At 70.9% G+C, this 23,565-nt stretch carries 18 protein-coding genes and 1 pseudogene; 11 read left to right on the top strand and 8 right to left on the bottom strand.

The annotated features are described in order from the left end of the window. Nucleotides 1–21 precede the first annotated feature (21 nt). The 3 genes from pheA to OTB16_RS19555 all read left to right on the top strand — a co-directional run bounded on the left by pheA (nucleotide 22) and on the right by OTB16_RS19555 (nucleotide 3,569). Nucleotides 22–957 carry a prephenate dehydratase gene (gene pheA / locus OTB16_RS19565; protein ID WP_267721545.1) on the top strand — a complete coding sequence of 312 codons (936 nt, stop codon included), beginning with the start codon at nucleotides 22–24 and terminating at the stop codon, nucleotides 955–957. Between the two features lie 525 nt (nucleotides 958–1,482). Next, entirely contained in the window at nucleotides 1,483–2,760 is a 1,278-nt protein-coding gene (gene serS / locus OTB16_RS19560) for a serine--tRNA ligase (RefSeq protein ID WP_267721544.1), read from the top strand. After that, entirely contained in the window at nucleotides 2,757–3,569 is an 813-nt protein-coding gene (locus OTB16_RS19555) for an HAD family hydrolase (RefSeq protein ID WP_267721543.1), read from the top strand. Before serS ends, OTB16_RS19555 begins: the two co-directional genes overlap by 4 nt. A gap of 211 nt (nucleotides 3,570–3,780) precedes the next feature. Here OTB16_RS19555 and OTB16_RS19550 read toward each other — a convergent pair whose 3' ends face one another. The 5 genes from OTB16_RS19550 to OTB16_RS19530 all read right to left on the bottom strand — a co-directional run bounded on the left by OTB16_RS19550 (nucleotide 3,781) and on the right by OTB16_RS19530 (nucleotide 8,098). Further along, the gene (locus tag OTB16_RS19550) at nucleotides 3,781–4,443 is read right to left on the bottom strand and encodes a rhomboid-like protein (protein WP_267721542.1); all 663 of its coding nucleotides are present in this window, start codon (nucleotides 4,441–4,443) and stop codon (nucleotides 3,781–3,783) included. A 92-nt stretch (nucleotides 4,444–4,535) separates the two neighbouring features. Beyond that, entirely contained in the window at nucleotides 4,536–5,255 is a 720-nt protein-coding gene (locus OTB16_RS19545) for an ABC transporter permease (RefSeq protein ID WP_267721541.1), read from the bottom strand. 14 nt (nucleotides 5,256–5,269) lie between these two features. Further along, complete coding sequence (locus OTB16_RS19540; protein ID WP_267721540.1) at nucleotides 5,270–6,181, bottom strand: ABC transporter ATP-binding protein; 912 nt, start codon at nucleotides 6,179–6,181, stop codon at nucleotides 5,270–5,272. After that, entirely contained in the window at nucleotides 6,178–7,065 is an 888-nt protein-coding gene (locus tag OTB16_RS19535) for an ABC transporter permease subunit (protein ID WP_267721539.1), read from the bottom strand. Before OTB16_RS19535 ends, OTB16_RS19540 begins: the two co-directional genes overlap by 4 nt. After that, entirely contained in the window at nucleotides 7,055–8,098 is a 1,044-nt protein-coding gene (locus OTB16_RS19530) for an ABC transporter ATP-binding protein (protein WP_267721538.1), read from the bottom strand. The genes OTB16_RS19535 and OTB16_RS19530 overlap by 11 nt, the downstream gene beginning before the upstream one ends. Before the next feature lie 216 nt (nucleotides 8,099–8,314). On the opposite strand from OTB16_RS19530, the gene OTB16_RS19525 reads away from it, so the two are divergent. From OTB16_RS19525 to OTB16_RS19510, 4 genes are all read left to right on the top strand, one after another. Beyond that, nucleotides 8,315–9,172, top strand: coding sequence for a M24 family metallopeptidase (locus tag OTB16_RS19525; RefSeq protein WP_267721536.1), 858 nt, complete (start codon nucleotides 8,315–8,317; stop codon nucleotides 9,170–9,172). After that, nucleotides 9,169–10,959: an SDR family oxidoreductase gene (locus OTB16_RS19520; protein ID WP_267721535.1), complete on the top strand. Its 1,791-nt coding sequence runs from the start codon at nucleotides 9,169–9,171 to the stop codon at nucleotides 10,957–10,959. The genes OTB16_RS19525 and OTB16_RS19520 overlap by 4 nt, the downstream gene beginning before the upstream one ends. An 89-nt stretch (nucleotides 10,960–11,048) precedes the next feature. Continuing rightward, nucleotides 11,049–11,996: a metal-dependent hydrolase gene (locus OTB16_RS19515; protein ID WP_267721674.1), complete on the top strand. Its 948-nt coding sequence runs from the start codon at nucleotides 11,049–11,051 to the stop codon at nucleotides 11,994–11,996. A 10-nt stretch (nucleotides 11,997–12,006) separates the two neighbouring features. Further along, nucleotides 12,007–12,921 carry a MerR family transcriptional regulator gene (locus OTB16_RS19510; protein WP_267721533.1) on the top strand — a complete coding sequence of 305 codons (915 nt, stop codon included), beginning with the start codon at nucleotides 12,007–12,009 and terminating at the stop codon, nucleotides 12,919–12,921. Nucleotides 12,922–13,298: 377 nt separating this feature from the next. Here the strand turns inward: OTB16_RS19510 and OTB16_RS19505 are convergent. Beyond that, nucleotides 13,299–14,015 (bottom strand): annotated as a pseudogene (locus OTB16_RS19505) (aquaporin); the annotation flags it as partial. A gap of 133 nt (nucleotides 14,016–14,148) precedes the next feature. Between OTB16_RS19505 and OTB16_RS19500 the strand changes: the two are divergent. From OTB16_RS19500 to OTB16_RS19490, 3 genes are all read left to right on the top strand, one after another. Beyond that, nucleotides 14,149–14,688, top strand: a complete 540-nt coding sequence (locus tag OTB16_RS19500) for an RNA 2'-phosphotransferase (RefSeq protein WP_267721532.1) — start codon at nucleotides 14,149–14,151, stop codon at nucleotides 14,686–14,688. A gap of 129 nt (nucleotides 14,689–14,817) precedes the next feature. After that, on the top strand, nucleotides 14,818–16,692 hold the full coding sequence (locus tag OTB16_RS19495; protein ID WP_267721531.1) for an HSP90 family protein: 1,875 nt from the start codon (nucleotides 14,818–14,820) through the stop codon (nucleotides 16,690–16,692). Further along, entirely contained in the window at nucleotides 16,689–19,733 is a 3,045-nt protein-coding gene (locus OTB16_RS19490; protein WP_267721530.1) for a tetratricopeptide repeat protein, read from the top strand. Before OTB16_RS19495 ends, OTB16_RS19490 begins: the two co-directional genes overlap by 4 nt. Before the next feature lie 49 nt (nucleotides 19,734–19,782). Here OTB16_RS19490 and OTB16_RS19485 read toward each other — a convergent pair whose 3' ends face one another. After that, nucleotides 19,783–20,688, bottom strand: coding sequence for an LLM class flavin-dependent oxidoreductase (locus tag OTB16_RS19485; protein ID WP_267721529.1), 906 nt, complete (start codon nucleotides 20,686–20,688; stop codon nucleotides 19,783–19,785). 169 nt (nucleotides 20,689–20,857) lie between these two features. Between OTB16_RS19485 and OTB16_RS19480 the strand changes: the two genes are divergently transcribed. Beyond that, the gene (locus tag OTB16_RS19480) at nucleotides 20,858–21,763 is read left to right on the top strand and encodes a Cof-type HAD-IIB family hydrolase (RefSeq protein ID WP_267721527.1); all 906 of its coding nucleotides are present in this window, start codon (nucleotides 20,858–20,860) and stop codon (nucleotides 21,761–21,763) included. Nucleotides 21,764–21,820: 57 nt separating this feature from the next. Here the strand turns inward: OTB16_RS19480 and OTB16_RS19475 are convergent, their stop codons facing one another. Further along, entirely contained in the window at nucleotides 21,821–23,557 is a 1,737-nt protein-coding gene (locus tag OTB16_RS19475; protein ID WP_267721526.1) for a sensor histidine kinase, read from the bottom strand. Nucleotides 23,558–23,565: the final 8 nt, after the last annotated feature.

The following is a 23,565-nucleotide window of genomic DNA, read 5'->3' as shown; positions in this document are numbered from 1 at the left end:
CCCCGGCACTAGGCTGATCACATGACGGCCACGCGCTTCACCTATCTCGGCCCCGAGGGCACTTTCACCGAGGCCGCCCTCCGCACGCTGCCGGAAGCCGCAACCAGGGAACTGGTCCCGATGGTCTCGGTGCCGGCCGCCCTGGACGCGGTGCGCAACGGTGAGGCCGCGGCCGCGCTCGTCCCGATCGAGAACTCGGTGGAGGGCGGCGTCACCGCCACGCTCGACGAACTGGCCTCGGGCGAGCCGCTGATCATCTACCGCGAGGTGCGGCTGGCCATCGCCTTCGCGCTGCTCGTGCGGCCCGGAACCACCCTGTCGGACGTCAAGACGGTCACCGGGCACCCGGTGGCCCAGCCGCAGGTGCGCAACTGGCTGCGGGCGAACCTGCCCGACGCCGTGTGGGAGTCGGCGGCGTCCAACGCGGACGGCGCCAGGCTCGTCCAGGGAGGCCGTTTCGACGCCGCCTTCGCCGGCGAGTTCGCGGCCGCCACGTACGGGCTCGTCCCGCTGGTCACCGATATCCACGACGCGGAGAACGCGGAGACCCGGTTCGTGCTCGTCGGACGCCCGGCCCGGCCCGCCGCGCCGACCGGCGCCGACAAGACCTCCGTCGTACTCTGGCTCGCCGACGACCACCCCGGCGCCCTGCTGGAGCTCCTCCAGGAGTTCGCCGTGCGCGGTGTGAACCTGATGCTGATCCAGTCCCGGCCGACCGGCGAGGGCATCGGCAACTACTGCTTCGCCGTCGACGCCGAGGGCCACATCTCCGACCGGCGGGTCAGCGAGGCCCTCATGGGCCTCAAGCGCACCTGCCCGCAGGTGCGCTTCCTCGGTTCCTACCCGCGGGCCGGCGTCGCTCTGAGTGACGTTCGGGCTGCCCGGCCGGGCACCTCGGAAGGCGACTTCACGGCTGCCTCCGACTGGCTGGCACGCTGCCTCGACGGCCGGGCGTAGGACTTCGTCCCCTGTCCACAGAGTTATCCACAGGGTGGGGGGCAACCTGGGGACAAGTCGACAGGACAGGACGACAAGGTCGACAAATCGGCTGGAGACTAAGGTTTCGCGCTGGGGAGCGGAGGGTGAACGGCGTCACCCGTACATCGCGAATCAACTCTTTGGGGCGAGGCATTCCCACCCGAATGAGTGTGTGAGGGTGGTTTGAACCCTGATTCGACCCGACCGACCGCCGAGTGGGATTGATCTATTCCGGTGTCCACAGAGGCGACACACAGCCTGTGGATAAGCTGGCCCCAGCGGCAATTCCTGTGGACAAAGAACCGCCTCTCGCCCTGCTCAGAACCCGCCCGGCCACCACCCTCATGCCCCATTTCAGGGAATGGCGCGACATTTATCGACCGCCGGAGAGGGGCCCCTTCCAGTCGAGCGTCAAGACTTATCCAATAGCGGCAATTGGGACATAGTGACACGCAGCGTAATATCGGTGTGATCCCCGGAACTCCAGCCCGGTAGCCTGGAGGGGTGATTGACCTTCGGCTGCTCCGTGAAGACCCTGACCGTGTCCGCGCCTCGCAGCGCGCCCGTGGAGAGGACGTCGAGCTCGTCGACGCACTGCTCTCCGCCGATGAGCGCCGCAGGTCCTCCGGCATGCGCTTCGACGAACTGCGCAATGAGCAGAAGTCGCTCGGCAAGCTCATCCCGAAGGCCTCCCCGGAGGAGCGGGCGGAGCTGCTGAAGAGGGCCGAGCAGCTCAAGCAGGACGTCAAGGCGGCCGAGGCCGAACAGAACGAGGCGGACGAGGCTGCCAAGCAGCTCCTACTGCGGCTCGGGAACATCGTCCACGTGGACGTCCCGGTCGGCGGCGAGGAGGACTTCACCGTCCTGGAGACGCACGGAACCATCCGCGACTTCGCCGCCGAGGGCTTCCAGCCCAGGGACCACCTCGAGCTGGGCGAGTCGCTGGGCGCGATCGACGTCGAGCGTGGCGCCAAGGTGTCGGGTTCGCGCTTCTACTACCTGACGGGCGTGGGCGCCCTGCTGGAGCTGGCGCTGGTCAACGCGGCCATCGCGCAGGCCACCGAGGCCGGCTTCATCCCGATGCTGACCCCGGCCCTGGTCCGCCCGCGGGCCATGGAGGGCACCGGCTTCCTCGGCCAGGCCGCGGAGAACGTGTACCACCTGGAGAAGGACGACTACTACCTCGTCGGCACCTCCGAGGTCGCCCTCGCCGCGTACCACATGGACGAGATCATCGACGCCGACAAGCTGCCGCTGCGGTACGCCGGTTTCTCCCCCTGCTTCCGCCGCGAGGCCGGCACGTACGGCAAGGACACCCGCGGCATCTTCCGCGTCCACCAGTTCGACAAGGTCGAGATGTTCTCGTACGTCGCACCGGAGGACGCCGAGGCCGAGCACCAGCGCCTCCTGGAATGGGAGAAGCAGTGGCTCACCGCCCTGGAGCTGCCCTTCCAGGTGATCGACGTCGCCACTGGTGACCTGGGTGCCTCCGCCTCGCGGAAGTTCGACTGCGAGGCGTGGATCCCGACTCAGGGGAAGTACCGCGAGCTGACCTCCGCGTCGAACTGCGACGGCTTCCAGGCCCGCCGTCTGTCGATCCGCTACCGCGACGGCAAGAAGACCCAGCCGCTGTCGACGCTGAACGGCACCCTGTGCGCCGTACCGCGCACGATCGTCGCGATCCTGGAGAACCACCAGCAGGCCGACGGCTCGGTCCGGGTGCCCCCGGTACTCCGCCCGTACCTCGGCGGCCGCGAGGTCCTGGAGCCGATCAACAAGTGAGCCCGGCCCCGTTCCCGTACAAGCTCGTCGCGACGGACCTCGACGGCACCCTGCTGCGTGGCGACGACACCGTCTCGGAACGCACTCGCGAAGCACTCGTCGCCGCCACCGCGGCCGGCGCGGCACACATCATCGTCACCGGCCGTGCCGTGCCCTGGACCCGGCACGTACTGGACGACCTCGGGTACAAGGGGATCGCCGTGTGCGGGCAGGGCGCCCAGGTATACGACGCGGGTGCGCACCGGCTGCTGACCTCCGTGACGCTGGACCGGCAGCTGGCCGGCCTGGCGCTGTCGAAGATAGAGGCCGAGATCGGTCCGCTCGCCCTGGCGGCCAGTCGGGACGGGGTCGACGGCGAAGTCCTGATCGGACCCGGCTACCAGGTGCAGGAGGGCCTCCCGGCCGTCTACCTGGAGGACACCACCGCGGTGTGGACCGCACCGCTGAACAAGCTGTACATCCAGCACCCGGGCCTGAACGACGACGCACTCGTCAAGGCGGCCAGGCAGACCGTGGGCAGCCTGGTCGACATCGTGATGGCGGGTCCGGGCGTGGTGGAGATCCTTCCGCTCGGCCTGAGCAAGGCCACCGGTCTGTCGCTGGCCGCACGCCGGCTGGGAGTGAAGGCTGCGGAGACGATCGCCTTCGGCGACATGCCCAACGACATCCCCATGTTCGGCTGGGCCGCGCACGGGGTGGCGATGGCCAACGCCCATCCGGAGCTCAAGGCCGTGGCGGACGAGGTGACGACCTCCAACGAGGAGGACGGCATCGCGGTGGTGCTGGAACGCCTGCTGGGTGCCGCTTAGCCGGTACGAGGGAGAAGAGGTCCGGGGCGGCCCGCGCCGGAAGGCGCGCTCGAAGCGGCTGCCCCGGACCTCTTGTTGATCCCCGCACGGCTCACTCTGCCCCGGGCGGATGCCCCGTACCAGCGAATTTCCGCGCATCAGCCGTGAATCCGGCGGCGACGCCGACAGGCCGCGGCCGCTGGGAAGCCAAAACCCGTGCCGACGAGACGGCCTACCCCTGTTTCACGTGAAACAGGGGTCGCGTTTCACGTGAAACAGGGCGGCGGGTGAGTGGCCACGCCAGCAGGCCGACCGCAAGGGCGATGGCATGACCGAGGTCGGTGAAGTTCCCGCCAGTGGCGAGGGGGAGCCCGAAGAAGGCGACCACACCGGCGAGGTAGAACCATTTCCAGGGACCGGGCAGCCGGTAGGTAAGCACGCCCGCGGCCGCCGCCAGGCCGTAGCTGACGCCGATGTCGACGACATGGGTCATGGTTCGCGGGGCTCGGTGGTCCTGAATGGCCATCAGGAGGGCCTTCTGGCTGACCAGGGTGGCGACGATGTGGGCGGTCGCGACGATCAGGAGCCAGCGCAGGGTGCCGAGCCAGCGTTCGACGGGGGCGTGGAAGACCTCGAAGAGCAGTGCGTAGAGCGGGAGCGAGGCAGGGTTCTCGATCCAGAAGGCGCTGCTGAGGAGCGCCCGGACCGGATGCTGGACGAGCTGGTGGAGATTGCTGCTGTTGCGGTGGAGCAGGACGTGGTCCACCCGGTCGGGCGCGATGACGACGACGACGCTGGTGACGGCGATGATCAGCAGCCAGATGTGCGTTCCGGGCGAGGAGCGTATCCAGGACCGCAGGGGCCTGGACGGCTCGGGCTCGGCGTGCTCGATCATGCACCGATGATGACGCGCGCAGCTGTGCCCCGCCTGGCCGGTGGGCCGGGCGGGGCACAAGGTCACAGCGGTGTGCCGGGGTCGGCCGGGGCCTACTCCTCGCCGGCCAGGGTGAGGCGGCGCAGCTTCTGGCCCGCGTAGACGGTGGCTCCGACGGTCACCACCACGAGCAGGACGACGGCGGTGGGCAGGCCGACGGTGGCGTCGACGTACCCCTCACCCGCGACCTTCTCTGCGAGGGACAGGGCCCACTGCTGGACGCTGAGGGTTTTGGCGCCCGAGACCAGGCTGCCGAAGAGCGACTCCCAGATCAGCGCGTAGACGAGGCCGAAGACGACCGCGTGCCTGCTGACGGTACCCAGCAGCAGGAACAGCGCGCTGTAGGCGATCGAGGCGACGAGGGCCGCGACCGTGTAGGCGATGGCGATCTGCTGGCCGTTGCCGTTGAGGATGAAGCCGGCGATCAAGGTGGGGATCGCGGAGAAGGCCATGGTGACGGCGATGGCGACGATCAGCTTGGTCATGATGATCGTCGGGCGCTTCACCGGCTTCGAGAGCAGGTAGACGATCGATCCGTCGTCGATCTCCGGGCCGATGGCGCCGGTGCCGGCGATGACGCCGATCAGCGGGACCATCGTCGCCAGGGCGAAGCCGCCGAGCAGGTCGGCGGCGACCTTGTCGTCCACTCCGGTGAGGGCACGGACGGCGATGGCGATGACGATCAGCAGGGCCGGGAGCAGGAACAGGATCAGCGCGCGGCGGCGGCCGAGCAGGGCCCGGTAGGTGAGCCGGGCAACGGTGGGGTTGTACATGGGTGCCAGCTCCTTCAGGCCGAGACGAGGTAGGAGAAGACCGACTCGAGGGACTCGTCGGAGGGCGAGACCGTGAGCAGCCGGATGCCATGCGCGCGGGCGACCCGCGGCAGCAGCTCGGTGAAGCGCCCGAAGTCGACGGTCTGGATGCGCAGGGCGCCTTCCTTCAGGTCGACCTCGATACCGGCCGTGGACGGGTCGGCGATCAGGGCCGCTGCGAGGACCCGGTCGTCGGAGGAGCGGACGAGGTAGCGGTGGGGGCGGTCCGTCATCAGGCGGCGGATCTTGCGGAAGTCGCCCGAGGCGGCGTGCCGGCCGGCGACGACCACCTCGATGTGGGAAGCCAGCTGCTCGACCTCCTCCAGGATGTGCGAGGAGAACAGCACGGTGCGGCCGGCGTCTCCCATGCGCCGCAGCAGGTCCATGAGCTGCATGCGCTGGCGGGGGTCCATGCCGTTGAACGGCTCGTCGAGGAGCAGCACGGCCGGGTCGTGGACCAGGGCGGAGGCCATCTTCACGCGCTGGCGCATGCCCTTGGAGTACGTGGAGATCTTGCGGTCCTGGGCGTACTCCATCTCGACGGTGGCCAGTGCCCGCTGGGCGGCCGCATCGTCGAGCCCGTGCAGTTCGGCGTTGGCGACGACGAACTCGCGGCCGGTGAGGAAGTCGTACATGGCCTCGCGCTCGGGCACGACGCCGATCTGCTTGTAGACCTGCTCGTTGCGCCAGATCTGCGTGCCGTCGATCGTGACCGTGCCCGTGGAGGGGGCCAGGAAGCCGCCCATCATGTTGATGAGCGTGGACTTTCCGGCGCCGTTGGGGCCCAGCAGTCCGGTGACTCCCGGGCCGATGCGCATGGTCACGTCGTTGACGGCGACGACGTTCCCGAACCAGCGGGACGTGTGGTCGATGTCGATGATGGTCACAGCCCGGCCTTCCGGTAGCGGGCCATCAGAGCGGCGTAGGAGCCGGCGATGAGGCCGAGGGCGACGAGCAGGTAGACGAAGCCGGTGCCGGCCGTGGGGCCTTCACCGCCGGGGAAGGCGGAGGTGGCGCCGAGGAACGCGGTCTGGATGCCGTCGATCAGGGTGATCGGGGAGAACAGGCCCATCCAGTCGATGGCCCCGGTGTTGCCGGTGCTGTAGGCGATGCCCTGGACGGCGGTCACCGCTCCGTAGGGGATCAGAAGCACGGCGATGATCGCGGCGACGCCGAACCCTCGGCGGGGGGTGAGCGCGGCCATGATGAGGCCGAGGCCCGCGAAGAGCAGCGACAGCAGAAGTACCGACACCAGTCCCTGCCCGAATCCCTTGGTCTGGTCGCCGAAGTCGAACTTCGCCAGCAGCGAGCCGATCCACATGATCAGCAGCGGTGTGGCGGTGAGGATGAACAGGGCCGAGGCCATGGCCGCGAACTTGGCCACGACGTAGTCGACCCGCTCGATCGGCCGCGAGAAGTACAGCGGCACCGTCTTGAACCGCAGGTCACGGGAGACCGACTGGGGTGCCTGGGAGGCGAGGAAGAGACCAATGACCACCTGCGTGGTCAGGGCGTACGTCGTGTACTTGATCGGCAGTTCGGTGCTGCCGGGAACGGTGATGGCCACCGCTACGAGGATCAGCGCGGGAACGCACATCACCGCGAAGAGGATCATCGGCAGGACCTTGGACTTGGCGGAGCGGCCGAGCCCGTACGCGCCGCGCAGGGACTGCGAGAACAGCGACTTGCGGGCGTAGGAGCGGCCGAGCCGGGCCCCGTCGTAGGACCGGTAGCCGATGTTGTGGATCTGGGTCGAGGTGTCAGGCGCCATCGGAACCGGCTCCCTTCTGCTGGGCGGTGTGGACGGGCCGGTCGCCGAGGACGGGCTGGCCGCCGGGGACGGGTTGGCCGCCGGGGACGGACTGGTCGTTGTCGCGGAAGACCTCCGCGATGTGGTGGCGGCGCTGCTCCATGCGCACCAAGCCGAGGCCCAGGTCGGCGACGGTGTCGCGGACGGTGTCGTAGGTCTGGTCTCCGGTGGCCTCGACGAGGAGGACGTGGCCGGCCCCGGGCAGGCCCTGTTCCTCTCCGGCATGGAGGGTGAGCCCCACCCCGGTGAGCGCCTTGCGCAGGGCGGCCGTGCCGTCCGGGTGCTCGTCGGAGTCGGTCACCTCGACGGCGAGGGTCGCGGTGCTCTGGGTGAAGTCGCTGGTGGAGCTGGAGCGCAGCAGCTTGCCCCCGTCTACGACCACGACGTGGTCGCAGGTCCGCTCCAACTCGCCGAGGAGGTGGGAGGTGACCAGGACGGAGATGCCGAAGTCCGTGTAGATCCGGCGGATCAGTCCGAGCATCTCGTCGCGGCCGACCGGGTCGAGGCCGTTGGTGGGCTCGTCGAGGAGAACCAGCTGCGGGTCGTGGACGAGCGCCTGGGCGAGCTTGACGCGCTGCTTCATGCCGGTGGAGTAGCCACCGATGGGGCGGTAGCGCTCTTCGTACAGTCCGACGTGGCGCAGGGTGTCGGCGGTGCGTTCACGGGCGGCGGTCGGCGGGAGGCCGGACATGCGCGCCATGTGGACGACGAACTCGGTGGCCGAGACGTCGGGTGGCAGGCAGTCGTGCTCGGGCATGTAGCCGACGCGTTCACGGATGGCGCTGCCATGCGTGGTGACGTCGAGGCCGAGCACGGCGGCACTGCCCTCGGTGGCGGGGGACAGTCCCAGCAGAATCTTGATCAGCGTGGACTTGCCGGCTCCATTGGCACCCACGAGGCCGGTAACACCAGGCCCGATGTCCAGGGAGAGCCGGTCGAGGGCGGTCACTCGGGGGTACCGCTTGCTCAGGCTTTCGGTCGCGATGACAGTCACGGGTTCGACGTTAGTGGTCCGGGCCCCGCGAATCGTCAGACCTTGAGTTGGCTCCCGTCTCCGCCTTCAGGCGTACATACCCGTACTGGAGGCTGATGTGACCCGGACAAGTTTGTCCACAGGTCCGTGCACGGGCCTTGACGTGATCTCCAGTCATTGTCACATTCATCAGTGTCAAGTTACGGGCGCGTACGGCTACAGGGACGGACTGCTGGCATGGCTGGGGACACCAAGCAACGCACCGCGCAACTCACCCCCGAACTGCGCGGGTTCAGGGAAGTGCAACGGCTCTCGTACGAGTGCGCGGAGGCCGTCGCCGCGCAGCTGCGGCCCGGAATGACCGAGCGGGAGGCCGCGCGGATGCAGCGCGAATGGCTGCGCGAGCGGGGCGTGCGCGACTGGTTCCACCTCCCCTTCGCCTGGTTCGGCGACCGCACCGCCTTCGCGAACTTCAGGATCCCGCTGCAGTTCTTCCCGACGAACCGGAAGCTGGAGCCGGGGATGCCGTTCATCCTCGACATGGCGCCGGTCTTCAAGGGCTACGCGGCCGACGTGGGCTACTCGGGCAGCCTCGGGCTGAACCCGGTCCAGGACCGTCTGATGTCCGATCTGCACGCGCACCGCGTGCTGATCCTGGAGCAGGTGCGCGAGCGCCGCCCCCTGCGCGAGATCTACGAGAACGTCGAGCGGCTGATGACGCGGCAGGGCTACGCCAACCGTCACCGCGCCTACCCCTTCGGCGTGATCGCGCACAAGATCGACCGGGTCAAGGAGCGGCGCTGGTCGCCCACCGCGTTCGGCTTCGGCACCCAGTCCCTGAAGGGGCTGGCGGGTGACGCCCTGCACGGGCACCGTGAGGGCTGGTCCCCGCTGTGGAGCCCGTACCGCTTCTCCGACCACCCGCCCCAGCCCGGCCTGTGGGCGGTGGAACCGCACCTGGGTTTCCGGGGCACCGGCGCGAAGTTCGAGGAGATCCTGGTGGTCACCGACTCCCGGGATCCCGAGGAGAGCGCGTTCTGGCTGGACGACGATCTGCCGCACGTGCGGCGCTGGGCTGAGGAGAAGACGGCATGAGCGGGACGAGCGGGGCAGGACCGGCGGGACTGGCGGGCGCGCGCGAGCGCTGGGTGAGCACCGGCGGGGTCGAGCTGTGCGTCGCCGAGCTCGGCGAGGCGGGGCGGCCGACCATCGTGCTGGTGCACGGCTACCCGGACAGCAAAGAGGTGTGGTCAGAGGTCGCCGAGCGGCTCGCGACGCGCTTCCACGTGGTGCTGTACGACGTACGCGGCCACGGGCGCTCCACCGCGCCGCAGCCGTTGCGCGGCGGGTTCACCCTGGAGAAGCTGACGGACGACTTCCTGGCGGTCGCCGACGCGGTCAGCCCCGACCGGCCGGTGCATCTGGTCGGCCACGACTGGGGCTCCGTTCAGGGCTGGGAGTTCGCGACGGTCGCCCGTACCGAGGGCCGGATCGCCTCCTTCACCTCGATGTCGGGCCCCTCCCTGGACCACTTCGGGCACTGGATCAAGAAGCGGATGACGCGGCCCACCCCGCGCCGGACCGCGCAGCTGCTCGGCCAGGGCGCCAAGTCCTGGTACGTGTACCTGCTGCACACTCCCGTGCTGCCGGAGCTCGCCTGGCGCGGTCCGCTAGGCAAGCACTGGCCGGCCATCCTCCAGCGCCTGGAGAAGGTTCCGTCCGGTGCGTACCCGACGGCGTCGCTGCCCACGGACGCGGCGCGCGGCGCCTGGCTCTACCGCGACAACGTCCGGCCCCGCCTGCGCCGGCCGCGTGCCGACGCCTACGCGCACGTGCCGGTGCAGCTGATCACCCCGACCGGGGACGCCTTCCTGTCCGAGCGCCTGTACGACGATCTGGAGCGATGGGCCCCGGATCTGGTGCGGCGGACCCTGCCCGCCAAGCACTGGGTGCCGCGGAGTCGGCCGGACCAGCTCGCCGCGTGGATCACCGACTTCGTCACCACCCGGGAGGAGCCCGCGGCGCGGGCGCCGGAGCAGCGGGCTCCGGGCAAGTACGCGGACCGCTTCGGCGGCCAGCTCGTCCTGGTCACCGGCGCGGCCAGCGGCATCGGCCGGGCCACGGCCTTCGCGTTCGCCGAGGCGGGGGCCCGGGTGGTGGCCGTGGACCGGGACGGCGGGGGCGCGACGCGGACGGCCGAGATGGCCCGGCTCGTCGGAGCCCCCGAAGCCTGGGGCGAATGCGTGGACGTCAGCGACGAGCAGGCGATGGAGAAGCTCGCGGCGAGGGTCGCCGCCGAGTACGGAATCGTGGACGTCCTGGTCAACAACGCCGGGATCGGCCTGTCCGGAGCCTTCCTCGACACCAGCGCCGAGGACTGGAAGAGGGTCCTCGACGTCAATCTGTGGGGTGTCATCCATGGCTGCCGCATCTTCGGCAGGCAGATGGCGGAGCGCGGGCAGGGCGGGCACATCGTGAACACCGCCTCCGCGGCCGCCTACCTGCCCTCCAAGACCCTGCCCGCCTACAGCACCTCGAAGGCCGCGGTGCTGATGCTGTCCGAGTGCCTGCGGGCGGAGCTGGCGGCGAAGTCGATCGGTGTCTCCGCCATCTGCCCCGGCATCGTCAACACCAACATCACCGCCACCTCGCGCTTCGCCGGGGTGGACGAGGCCGAGGAGAAGCGCCGGCAGGAACGCTCCTCGCGGCTCTACGGCCTGCGCAACTTCCCGCCGGAGAAGGTCGCCGACGCGATCCTGCGGGCCGTGGTGCGCAACGAGGCCGTGGTACCGGTGACCCCCGAGTCCAAGGGGGCCCTGTGGATGTCCCGCTTCGCCCCGCGCACCCTGCGGGCCTTCGCGAAGCTGGAGCCCCCGCTGTGAACCCGGACGGGAGCGCGGATGTGAGCCCGGCGGCGGGATCCGGCCCGGGCTCGTCGGACACGGGCTCGTCGGGCACGGACTCCGCGGCCATGGGCTCCTCGGCCGTGGGCTTCTCGGGCACGGGCGGGGGCCGGCGCTTGGGCCCGTACGCGATCACTCCCCGCCGGGTGGCCTTCGACTGGAAGTCCACCCCCCTGCACTGGATACCCGGCGAGCCCGCCGCCACCCACGTGATCAACGTGCTGCACCTGCTGCTGCCCGCCGGTGAGAGGTGGTTCGTGCAGGTCTTCAAGGAGGGACTGCCGCTGGTCACCGACCCGGAGCTGCGAAAGGACGTCAAGGGGTTCATGGGCCAGGAGGCCACGCACAGCGTGCAGCACTCCTACGTACTGGACCACCTCGCCGAGCAGGGGTTGCCGACGGAGGCGTACACGCGGCACGTCGACTTCCTCTTCGGGGGGCTGCTGGGCCAGACGCCGCCGTTCGGGGCGCCCGTCACCGCCCAGGAGTGGCTGCGCTTCCGGCTCTCGATCGTCGCCGCCATCGAACAGTTCACGGCGGTGCTCGGGGACTGGGTGCTGCGCGCGGAGGGCCTCGACCGGGCCGGCGCGGACGAGGTCATGCTGGACCTTCTGCGCTGGCACGGAGCCGAGGAGGTGGAGCACCGCTCCGTCGCCTTCGACATGTACCAGCACTGCGGCGGCTCCGGCCTGCCCCGGTACGCGCGGCGGATCGAGGGGATGGTCGTGGTCGCGCCGATGCTGGCCTGGCTGTGGGTATGGGGCGCTTCGTACCTCATGCGCAACGACCCGGAGACGGGCGGGCGGCCGGGCTATTCGCTCTGCGGGCACAACCAGGCGGTAGCCAAGGGACTGCTGCCCACGTGGAGAGAGCTCGGCACGGCCATACCCCGCTACTTCCGGCGGTCGTACCATCCCTCGCAGGAGGGCTCGCTGCGCAGGGCGGTCGAGTACCTCGCGGCTTCGCCCGCCGCCCGGACCGCGGCGGGCGCGGTCGGCCGAGCCGCGATGTCGTAGGGAGCCGGGATTGTCCGAGCAGACGGTAGCCGAGTACCGGATCGAGGATCTGGCGCACCACAGTGGGGCCACGGTGCGCACGATCCGGGCGTACCAGGACCGCGGTCTGCTCCCGAAGCCGGAGCGGAGGGGCCGCTCCAACGTTTACCGGGACACGCACCTGGCGCGCCTGCGCCAGATCGCGGACCTGTTGGACCGCGGCTACACCCTGGCCTCCATCAAGGAATTGCTGGAGGCGTGGGACGCCGGGCGCGGGCTGGGCGGCGTTCTGGGACTCGTCGCCGAGGTGCACGGGCCGTGGACCGACGAGGAGGCCGCCCGGATATCCCGGGAGGAGCTGAACGAGCGGTTCGGCGGCAGGCCGGACGACGACGCGGTGGGCGAGGCCTGCGAGCTGGGAGTGCTGGAGCGCATCCCCGACCGGCCGGACCAGTTCCTGGTGCCTTCCCCCCAGGAGCTGGCGGTGGCCGCCGAGCTGTACGCGGCCGGGGTGCCGCTGACGGCGATCACCGGGCACCTGCGGGAGCTGCGGGGGCAGGTGGAACACATAGCCTCGCGGTTCCTGGATTTCACCACCGAGCACGTCTTCGCGCGCTACCTCGGCGAGGTACCGCCCACGGACGCCGACGCCGCGGAGGCGGCCACGATGGTACGGCGGCTGCGGCCGCTGGCCCAGCAGACGGTCGATGCCGAACTGGCGCGGGCGATGAGACTGTTCGCGACCCGCCACCTACAGCGGCATCTCGGGACTCCCGGAGCGGCTCAGCCGGCGGGGCCGTCGCCCGTGGCGCTGCCGGCCGGGACGGTGCGGGCCGTGCAGGAGCTGGTGGGCGCCGAGCACGTGGCGGAGTTCGTCCGGGCCGCGACGGAGCGGGAGCTCCAGGCCCGGACCATGAACGATCTGGCGCGCCGGGGCGAGCGGTAGAGTCGGGTGCCGATCGGTCGGCGGCGCCGGGTGGCGCGCGGCCGGTGGTGTCCGGTGCCGCTCGGCCGGTAGTCCACAGGGCGAACGCGCGTTTGCCGTCAAAACATGCCCAAACGGCTGTGGACAACCGGCTCTTCCTGTGGGCAACCGGGCCACGGCTGGACCGTTTCTCAACCGATGGTCTCGTAATCCGCCTTGGTGGTGGCCGTGCCCTCCACCGTTCCGGTCTCGGCCAGGGACTCGGCCACGGCTTCCATCTCCACCGCGACGTCCACTACGACCGGCGCCACGACCGGCGCTCCCACGACGACCGCCGCCACGACCGGCACCCGGGCGACCGCAGCTTCCAGCGCCACCGCCGTGGGCGCCTCCGTGGCCGCGGCCGGGCGTGCGTTCGTACCGCCGGTTGCCCGGGCCCTTCCGTACAGCAGGGCCGCGAGGGCCAGGCCGGCCGCCCCACCGAGCAACTGGGCGGCGACGAACCCGGGCAACGACTGCGGGGCGATACCTGTGAAGGAGTCGCTGAAGCTTCGCCCGATGGTGCCGGCCGGGTTGGCGAAGGAGCCGGAGGAGGTGAACCAGATCGCGGCGGCGATGTACGCCGCGACGGCGGCCGGTATCAGCCTGGTGCGCCCGGTGCGCCCGAGCCCCTGGATGACGAGGACGAGCCCGGCGGTGGCCACCACCTCGCCGACCAGCAGATGGCCGCCGTCGCGAACCTGGGTCGCGAAGGTACCCGGCATCCGCCCGAACATGGCCTCCGCGAGGACGGCGCCGCCGATGGCTCCGGCCGTCTGCGCCGCCGTGTAGACGAGCGCCTCCCGCCCGCCGAGACCCTCGCCGCTGGTACGCCGGGCCCACCAGGACGTGAGGGTGACCACCGGGTTGAGATGTGCGCCGGACAGCGGCCCGAGGAGCGTGATGATCAGTCCGAGGCCGATGGCCGAAGCGAGCGAGTTGGCGATGAGGGCGACACCGGCGTCGCGGCTGAGTTCGGCGGCCTGGATTCCGGAACCGATCACGACCACGAGCAGACCGGCGGTGCCGATGAGTTCGGCAGCCGCTCGGCGTGGAAGAGAGGTATGGGCTGTCATGGTTTCTCCCCTTGGGCAGAAGTGGCAGCGGAAAATGTATTCCGTATCTTGGAATCGCGATAGAGGGTGTCCACCCCTGCCGCCGCCCGGAAAATCGCTGCCGCGGGGGCGCCCGACCGGGCACGCTGGGGCCATGGACGACAGACGCACCGTGAAGGTTTCCAAATACGTCTCGAAGCACCTCCGGCACCAGCCGGAACGGATCGGACTGGTGCTCGACCCCCACGGGTGGGTGGAGATCGACGACCTGCTGCGCGCGGCCGGCGACCACGGCTTCGCCGTCAGCCGCTCCGAGCTCGACCACGTCGTGGCCACCAACGACAAACAGCGGTTCGCGGTCGAGGGAACGCGCATCCGGGCCAGCCAGGGGCACACCATCGCCGTGGACCTGGATCTTCCGGAGGCGGAACCGCCCGCGTACCTCTACCACGGCACCGTCACCGCCGCCCTGGACTCGATCCGCGCCGAGGGCCTGCGCCCGATGGCCCGCCACCACGTGCACCTGTCGCCCGACCGGGAGACCGCGACCCGGGTCGGCGCGCGCCGCGGGCGGCCCGTCGTGCTCAGCGTGGACGCGGCGGCGATGCGCGCGGCCGGCCACGTCTTCCGGATCAGCGCTAACGGCGTGTGGCTGGTAGAAACCGTTCCGCCGGGCTTCCTCCGTTTTCAATAGCACTGTCCCAGCATGAAAACACCGGGGAATTGTCAGATCATCCCCCTACTCTGTTCCCACTCCGGGATCTGTGAGGGGGGAACCTCGCGATCGCCGAACCACCCCTGAACGCACGCGAGGTGACGCCTTATGACGTCCACGTCCCCGTCCACACCGCCCTCCCCGTCCACGGCCGCGCCCGCGCCCCACAGCTTCCAAGTCGACCTGCGCGGCCTGGTCGACCTGCTTTCCCACCACCTCTACTCCAGTCCGCGCGTCTACGTGCGCGAGCTGCTGCAGAACGCCGTGGACGCGGTCACCGCCCGCAACGCCCTCGACCCTGATGCGAAGGTCCGCATCCGGCTGTCGGCATCTGACGGGCGCGTGACCATCGAGGACAGTGGAATCGGCCTCACCTCCGACGAGGCCCACTCCCTCCTCGCCACCATCGGCCGCAGTTCCAAGCGCGGCGGCGAGCACGGCCTCGAGGCCGCCCGCCGGGAGTTCCTCGGCCAGTTCGGCATCGGTCTGCTCGCCTGCTTCGTCGTCGCCCGCCAGATCCGCGTCGTCACCCGGTCCGCCCGCGACCCTCAGGCCGCGCCCGTCGAATGGCTGGCCACGGACGACGGCTCGTACACCATCCGCGAGCTGCCCCGCTCGGCGCGCCCCGAGCCCGGCACCACGGTCGTCCTGGAAGCCCGTCCCGGGGCAGCCGAATGGACCGTTCCGGCCAAGGTCGAACAGCTGGCCCGCGACTACGGCTCCCTACTGCCCTACGAGATCACCTTCGACGACGGCCTCGGTGGCGAGCCCCGGACCGTCACCGATCGGCCCGCCGTGTGGGACCGGCCGTTCCCGACCCCGGTCGCGCGCCGCGTCGCGCTCGCCGGGCACTGCGCGGAGCTCTTCGGCTTCACCCCGCTCGACACCATCGACCTCGACCTGCCGGTGGCCGGGGTGCGCGGAGTGGCGTACGTCCTCCCCGAACCGACCAGCCCCGCCCACCGGGCCGGACACCGCGTCCACCTCAAGGGCATGCTGCTGACCGACCGTGCCGACAACCTGCTGCCGGACTGGGCGTTCTTCGTGCGGGCCGTCCTGGACACGGACACGCTGCGGCCCACCGCCTCCCGCGAGAACCTCTATGACGACGAGACGCTTTCCGCCGTACGGGACGCCTTGGGCACCCGCATCCGCGGCTGGCTCGCCGAGCTCGCGGCGAGCGACCCGGAGCGGCTGGCCGCCTTCCTGCGCGTCCACCACCTCGGTGTGAAGTCCATGGCGCGGCACGACTCCGAGCTGCTGGCCCTGATGCTGCCGTGGCTGCCGTTCGAGACCAGCGACGGTTCGATGAGCCTCGTGGAGTTCACGGCCGCCCACACGGAGATCCACTTCACGCGCACCGTCGAGGAGTTCCGCCAGATCGCACCGATCGCCTCGGCCCACGGACTCGGCGTCGTGAACGCCGGCTACACCTACGACGCGGACCTGCTGGCCCTCCTGCCCTCCGTACGCCCCGAGCTCAAGGTCAGCGAGCTGGACGCCGGAGCCGTCACCGAACGCCTCGACCAGGTGCCGACCTCCGCCGAGCTGGCGCTCGCCTCCTTCCTGGCCACCGCACGCACCCGCCTGGAACCCCTGGGCTGCGATGTGCTGCTACGTGCCTTCCAGCCCGTCTCCGTACCCGCGCTCTACCTCGACGACCGCCAAGCACGGCAGGAGCGCGACCGGACCGCCGCGCTGGAGAGCGCCGACTCGCTGTGGAGCGGCATCCTCGGGGCGCTGCGTGGCTCCGCGCCCCGTGCCCGGCTGGTCCTCAACCACAACAACCCGCTGGTCCGCCGGATCTCCACGCTCCCCGACGGGGAACTGACCGGAACCGCCGTCGAATCGCTGTACGGGCAGGCCCTGCTGATGTCCCAGCGACCGCTGCGACCCGCCGACTCCACCCTGCTCAACCGGGCCTTCCTCGGGCTCCTGGAATGGGCGACCCACTCGACCGACTCCGCGGAGGACCAGAAGTGACGACGACCCGCGAAGAGATCGCGCAGGGGCTGGCCGAGAACCGCGAATCGCCGAACGGCTCCGCACGCAACGCGCACGCCGAGGCCCTGGCCGGCGCCGCGGAGGCGAGCGGGGACCGGGCCCTGTTCCGTGAGACGCTCGACAACCTGATCAACGCCTACCTTTACAGCTCCGAGTCGTCCAAGATCTTGGTGCCCTTCGCCCGGCTGCTCCAGGAGTACGACAAGGACCCGGCCGCCTTCTCCGAATGGGAGGCCCACTCACTGTTCTGGCAGTTCAAGTGGGTGGCGTCGGCGATCTCCGACTCGCCGGGGATCCCGCTGGAGTCGGCCGTCGGCTGGCTGGAAGAGATGGAGCGCCGGTACCGGGTCGCGGGCTACAGCGAGCGGCCCGTGCGCGAGGCCGAGCTGTGGCTCGCCCACATGACCGGCGACGACGAACGCGCCGAGCGGGCCTTCGGGCGCTGGCTGGCGGCGGACCGCGACGACATGAGCGACTGTCAGGCCTGCGAGCTCAACAGCCAGGGACAGTACGCCGTCCTGCACGGCGACGACTCCGAGGCCCTGGAGCTCTGGAAGCCCGTTCTCGCGGGCGATCTGACCTGCGCGGAAGAACCCCACCGGGTCCTGGCCACCTCACTGCTGCCGCTGCTCCGGCTCGGCCGGAGCGACGAAGCCCGTTCCCACCACCTGCGCGGCTACCGCATGGCCCGCGGCAACGAGAGCCTGCTGCCGACGATCGGCAAGCACATCGAGTTCTGCGCGCTCACCGGCAACGAGTCCCGCGGCCTGGAAATCCTGGCCGAGCACGCGGGCCACGTCGGCCCGCTCGTCAACGTCGACGACCAGCTCGCCTTCCACGGCGGCATCCTGGTCCTGCTGCGCCGCCTGGAGGAGCTGGGACACGGCGGGAGTCCTGCCGTCCCCTACGAGGGAATCCCCCGCTCTGTCTCCGAGCTGTACGCGGTGCTGTACGCGGGCTCCCTCGACATCGCCCGGCGCTTCGACGACCGCAACGGCACCACCCGGATCTCGGACCGGTTCCAGGACCGGATCGGGCGGGAACCACTGCTCGGTGTACTCCCGTTAGGGGTGCGCAGCGCGGTGCTGCCGCGCGACAGGGCCGCTGTCGCGCCCGTGCCCGATCGGCTGCCCGATCCCGCTGCGACCGTACTGGCGTCCCCGTCCGGCTTCTCCGAGCTGGTGGAGCGTGCCCGGCGGGCCCGCGACCTGGGGCATCCGGGCATGGACGCGCTGTGGGCGGAGGTGGCCGTACGGCTGGACGCGCGGCCGGAGCCCGATCCACTGGTCTCGGCCGACCTGGCGGACCACCGGGCGCTGGCGGCCGCGCGACGCGGGGACGAGGAGGCCCCCGAACTGCTGGCGGCGGTGCGGGATGCCTACCGGGCCCTCGGCCGGACGGAGCGCGCCGCCCTGGCGGAACTGCGGCTGGCGGGCGTGGCCGCCCGGTCCGGGGCGGCGCCTGCGGAGATCCGGGCTCTGTTCCGGGTGGCGGCGCGGGCCGCCGAGGCGCTCGACCCCGCCGAGCCGTCGCGGACCCGGCGGATCGCCCTGGTGGAGCTTTCGGTGATCCGCGTGGAGTCGTACCTGCGCTCGCTCGAAGCGCCCCACGACCACGGGCACGACCACGGACACGACCGGGCGCACGGCCACGATGAGGTCGTGGCGGAGCTGACCGACTTCGTCGACGCGTACGAAGGCACGGTGCCCGACCTCGCGGCGGAGGCGGAGGAGATGCTGGGCCGCCTCGCCCTGTCTCAGGGCGACCCCGACCGGGCCGTGGTGCTGCTGGCGTCCGCCGCCGCGCGTGCGGTCAAGGCCGGCCGTCCCTGGGAGGCGGTCGACCCGTTGTCGCTGCGGGCCGGGGTTCTGATGTCGCTGGGCCGGCCGGACGAGGCGGAGGCAGCCGCGCGGTCGGGCCTGGAACATGCCGCCGAGGTCACCGACGCCGAAGCGCAGGGAGCCATCCGGCTGACCCTCGCGGACGTCCTGCTGCGCCGCGGCGACGCGGAGCGGGAGGCGGCCGAGCACGCCCTGTCCGGCGCCCACTGGTTCGACCAGGCCGGACTCAGCGCCGATGGCGGGGCACAGGCGCGGCTGATGCTGGCGCGGGCGTACGCGCGGGACGACCGTACCGCCGAGGCGGCCGAGGTCCTGCAGTCGGCGTTGCCCGATCTGCTGGAGCACGGAGAAGAGCAGGCGGTGTCCGCGCGGGAGTTCCTGGGCGACCTGCTGCGCGAGCTCGGCGAGTCCCGTCCGGCGGCGGAGCAGTACCTGCTGGCGGCGGAGGCGGCCAAGGGCTGGGAGAACCCGCGCCCTCAGGCGAACCTGGCGCATTCGGCCGCGGAGGCCCTCGCCGGAGCGGGACTGGCCGTGGAGGCGACCGCCGCCTACGAGCGGGCCCTGGAGCTGTACCGCCTGACCGGGGACGCTCCCGTCCCCGAGGTCCGCGTCCTGCGGTCCCTGGCATGGCTGGGGCTGCGGGAGGAGATCACCGACGCGGCGGTGGCCCGGGCCCGCACGCTGATGGATGACGCCGTCGGGGTGCTGGACGGGGCCTTGGCCTCCGACCCGGAGGACCCCCAACTGCGGTCGGAACTGGCCCAGACCTGGCACCAGCTGGCGCAGGTCCTCGACCGCCGGGTCAGCGAGGACGCGGCGGACGACGACACGGAGGACAGCGCCGGTACCGGGGCAGACACCGCGGTCGGCGAGTCCGCCTCCCGCCCGGGGCCGACGGAGAAACTGAGCGACGCCCGGATCGAAGCCCTGCGCGTGGAGGAGATCGAACTGTGGGACCGGGCCGCGGCGCTCTACGCGGAACTCGGACAGGATCACCTGCGGGACCGGTTCCAGTGCCTGAACAACGCCGCCTGGACAGAGCAGGAGCGCGGCCGCCCCGAAGCCGGCGCCGCCCGGGTCTCGGCGCTGGTCGACGAGGTGCGTGCCTGGCCCGAGGGGACCGCGCCCGACTGGCTCCTGCCCTCGGCGGAGCACCTGCTCACGCAGCTGGCGCGCTGACCCGGTGACCGGCGCCGCTGCCCTTCCCGGGGCGGCGCCGGCGACGGCTTCAGCCGTCCAGCTGGGCCGGGGCCTCGGTCGCGATCCGCTCGAAGACGGCTTCGTCGGCGGCGAAGTCGGATCCCGGGATCGGTGCGTGGATCACCAGCTCGGTGAAGCCCAGTTCCCGGTGGCGACCCGCGAAGTCGACGAACGCGTCCACGGACTCCAGCAGGGTGTTGCGCTCAGGCGTGAAGCCCGTCAGCAGGATCCTCTCGATGGACTCGGGCTTCCGTCCGGCCTCGGCCAGCGCCTTGTCGAGCTTTCCCGTCTGGCCCCGGAGTGCCTCCAGTGACTGGTCGGGGGTTCCGTCCTCGAAGAGCTTCGGGTCGCCCGTGGTCACCCATGCCTGGCCGTACCGGGCGGCGAGCTTCAGTCCGCGGGGCCCGGTCGCGGCGACCGCGAACGGCAGACGGGGCGACTGTAGGCAGCCGGGGACGTTGCGGGCCTCCTCGGCCGAGTAGAAGGCGCCACGTTCGCTGACGGCCCCCTCGGTCAGCAGTCGATCGAGCAGCGGTACGAACTCGGCGAAGCGGTCGGCTCGTTCACGCGGGGTCCAGGGCTCCTGACCCAGAGCGGTCGCGTCGAAGCCGTTGCCACCCGCGCCGATGCCGAGCGTGATCCGGCCGCCGGAGATGTCGTCCAGGCTGATGAGGTCCTTGGCGAGTGTCACCGGGTGGCGGAAATTCGGAGAGGTGACGAGCGTCCCCAGGCGGATCCGCTCGGTCACGGCGGCCGCCGCGGTGAGGGTGGGCACCGCGCCGAACCACGTAAGGTCCCGGAAGCCCCTCCAGGAGAGGTGGTCATAGGTGTAGGCGGTGTGGAATCCGAGGCGCTCGGCCCGCTGCCACTGATCGCGGCCGCCCTCGTGCCATCGACGTACCGGAAGGATCACCGTACTCAGACGCAGACTCATGCGATCGAGCCTACGGGGCCGGACACGGGAGCCGCATGTCACCCGCAGCGGCCTCCGCCGTGGGGGCCTGACATGTTTCACGTGAAACGCAGCCGCTGGGCGGAGGTTTCACGTGAAACGCCGACTGCCCCGGCAGGACCTTCCGATCATGGTCCGTCGGCTCGGGGCCATGGGCGAAGATGGAGCCGTGACCTCGGCTCCCCAGTGCCCGGAAGGGCCCACCCCCACGCCCCGGCTGATCGCCACCGATCTCGACGGCACCCTGCTGCGCGACGACAAGTCGCTATCGCCCCGCACCGTCGCCGCGCTCTCCGCCGCGGAGAAGGCCGGGATCGAGGTGTTCTTCGTGACCGGCCGACCGGCACGGTGGATGGGCGTGGTCAGTGACCACGTGCACGGCCACGGACTCGCGATCTGCGCCAATGGCGCGGCGGTGGTCGACCTCCACGCAGGACCGGCGTTCGTACAGGTCAGGGCGCTTCCCCGGGCAGCGGCGAACTCTGTCGTACATGCCCTTCGGGCCGCCGCACCCGGCACGTCGTTCGCGGTCGAGCTGACCACCGGCATCAACTACGAACCCGAGTACCCGCCGTTCTTCCAGGACCCCGGTGCCAAGGTCGCCAGCGCCGAGAAACTGCTGCACGAGGACACGGACGACAGCGCCGCACCCGTACTCAAGCTGCTTGCGCACCACGCCGATCTCGCCCCCGATGAGTTCCTGGCCCTGGCCCGCACCGCCGCCGGCGCGTACGCGTCCATCACCCGCTCCAGTCCGACCTCCCTCCTGGAGGTCAGCGGCCGGGGCGTCTCCAAGGCGAGCACGCTGGCCCTGTGCTGCGCCGAGCGGGGCATCACACCGGCCGAGGTCGTCGCCTTCGGTGACATGCCGAACGACGTGGAGATGCTCGGCTGGGCGGGCACCTCATACGCGATGGGCAACGCGCACCCGGATGTGATCGCGGCCGCGTCCGGCCGTACGACCGCCAACAACGAGGACGGGGTCGCGGTCGTCATCGAGCGCATCCTGGCCGAGCGCACCGCGGCCATCATGGCGGCGGAGCAGCAGGGCTTCTGAGAGGACCCGCCTGGCGGGGTGCCGTCCCCGTCGCCAAGAGCGAGTGACGCCCCCGGGCTAGAGCGGGGCCTCCCAGACCAGGGTGGTCCCGCCGCCGTCCTCACCGATGCCGGGACCGTACGAGCTCGCGCCGCCCAGCGACTCCGCCCGCCGGCGGAGGTTGCGCAGGCCGCTGCGGCGCCCGCCCTCCGGAATGCCCACACCATCGTCAGCGACCTCCAGCCGCACCCCCGGCCGCCCGTCGGCCAACGCGATCGTGGAGTCCACGACGACTTCGATGCGGGAGGCCTCCGCGTGCCGGAAGGCATTGGACAGGGCCTCTCGGAGCGCGGCGATCAAGTTCTTGCCGACCAGCTCCCCGACGATGGCGTCGATCGGCCCGAGGAACCGGTGCGCGGGCTTGAAGCCCAGCGGCACCGCGGCCATGTTGATCTCTCTCAGCACCCGTGTGCGCAGCCCCGAAGGCGCTTCCGCCGGGCCCTGTTGGAGTGCGAAGATCGCCGTGCGGATCTCCTGGATGGTCACGTCCAGCTCGTCCACGGCTTTGCCGACACCGTCACGGACCTCGGGGACGATGGATCTGCGCTGAGCTCCCTCCAGCATCATCCCGGTGGCGAAAAGCCGCTGGATGACCAGGTCGTGCAGGTCTCGCGCGATGCGGTCGCGGTCCTCGAACACGGCGAGCCGCTCCCGGTCACGCTGCGCCTCGGCCATCATCAGCGCGAGCGCCGCCTGTGAGGCGAACTGCGTGGCCAAGGTCCGCTCGGCCTCGGTGAACGGGCGCTGGCCGCGGGCCCGGGGAGTGACCAGTGCCCCGAGCACCCGCCCGCCGCTGTGCAGCGGCAGCATCATGCAGGGGCCGTACTGGCTGGTCAGCTTGCTGATCATGCGGGGGTCGGAGGCCGCGTCGTCCACGAAGACGGCCTCGCCCTGGAGCAGCCTGTCCACCACCGGGCTCTCGGCGGGAACCACCACGCCGAGGGACGTGGCCGGATTCTCGGCCGAGACGGCGACGATCTCCATCCCGCCGTCCTCGGCGGGAAGCATGACGATCCCGGCGGAGGAGTCGGCCAGGCGACGGGCCTGCTCGGCCACCACCGCGAGGGCGTCGTCCGCGTCCCCGCCGGAGAGCAGCGCCGTGGTGACGGCGACCGAGCCGTCGATCCAGCGCTCCCGCTGGGTGGCGGCCTCGTACAGCCGGGCGTTGCCGATGGCGATGCCCGCCTCGGTGGCCAGCACCCGGACCATGTGCACGTCGTAATCGTTGAACTCGCCGCCGCCGTTCTTCTCAGCGAGGTAGAGGTTGCCGAAGATCTCCCCCTGCACCCGGATCGGGACGCCGAGGAACGTCTTCATGGGCGGGTGGTGCGCCGGGAATCCGGCCGAGCGCGGGTCCTTCGTCAGATCGGGCAGGTGCACCGTGTCCGGGTGGGAGATCAGGGCGCCGAGCAGCCCCCGCTTCCCGTCCGGGCGGTGGCCGATCTTCCGGGCCAGCTCGGCGCTGATCCCGAAGGTGACAAAGTCCGAAAGGCCCCGCCCCTCCGTGTCGACGACGCCGATCGCCGCGTAGCGGGCGTCCGCGAGCTCGGCCGCCGTCTCGCAGATGCGGTCCAGCGTGGAGTGCAGCTCGAGACCCGTACCGACCGACCTCATCGCCTCCAGCAGCTGGGGGACCCGGGCGGTGAGCTCCGTGGACAGGCCTTGCAGACTCCTGGTGGCCTGGGTGGCGACCTCCAGCGGGTCCGGCGTTCCGGGTGATGCGTCCGGTGATTGCTGCGACTCCTGCGCTGACATCCCTTGAG

The organism is Streptomyces antarcticus (assembly GCF_026627255.1).
Classification (GTDB): Bacteria; Actinomycetota; Actinomycetes; order Streptomycetales; family Streptomycetaceae; genus Streptomyces; species Streptomyces antarcticus.
This window is presented reverse-complemented; position numbering and strand designations above follow the sequence as displayed.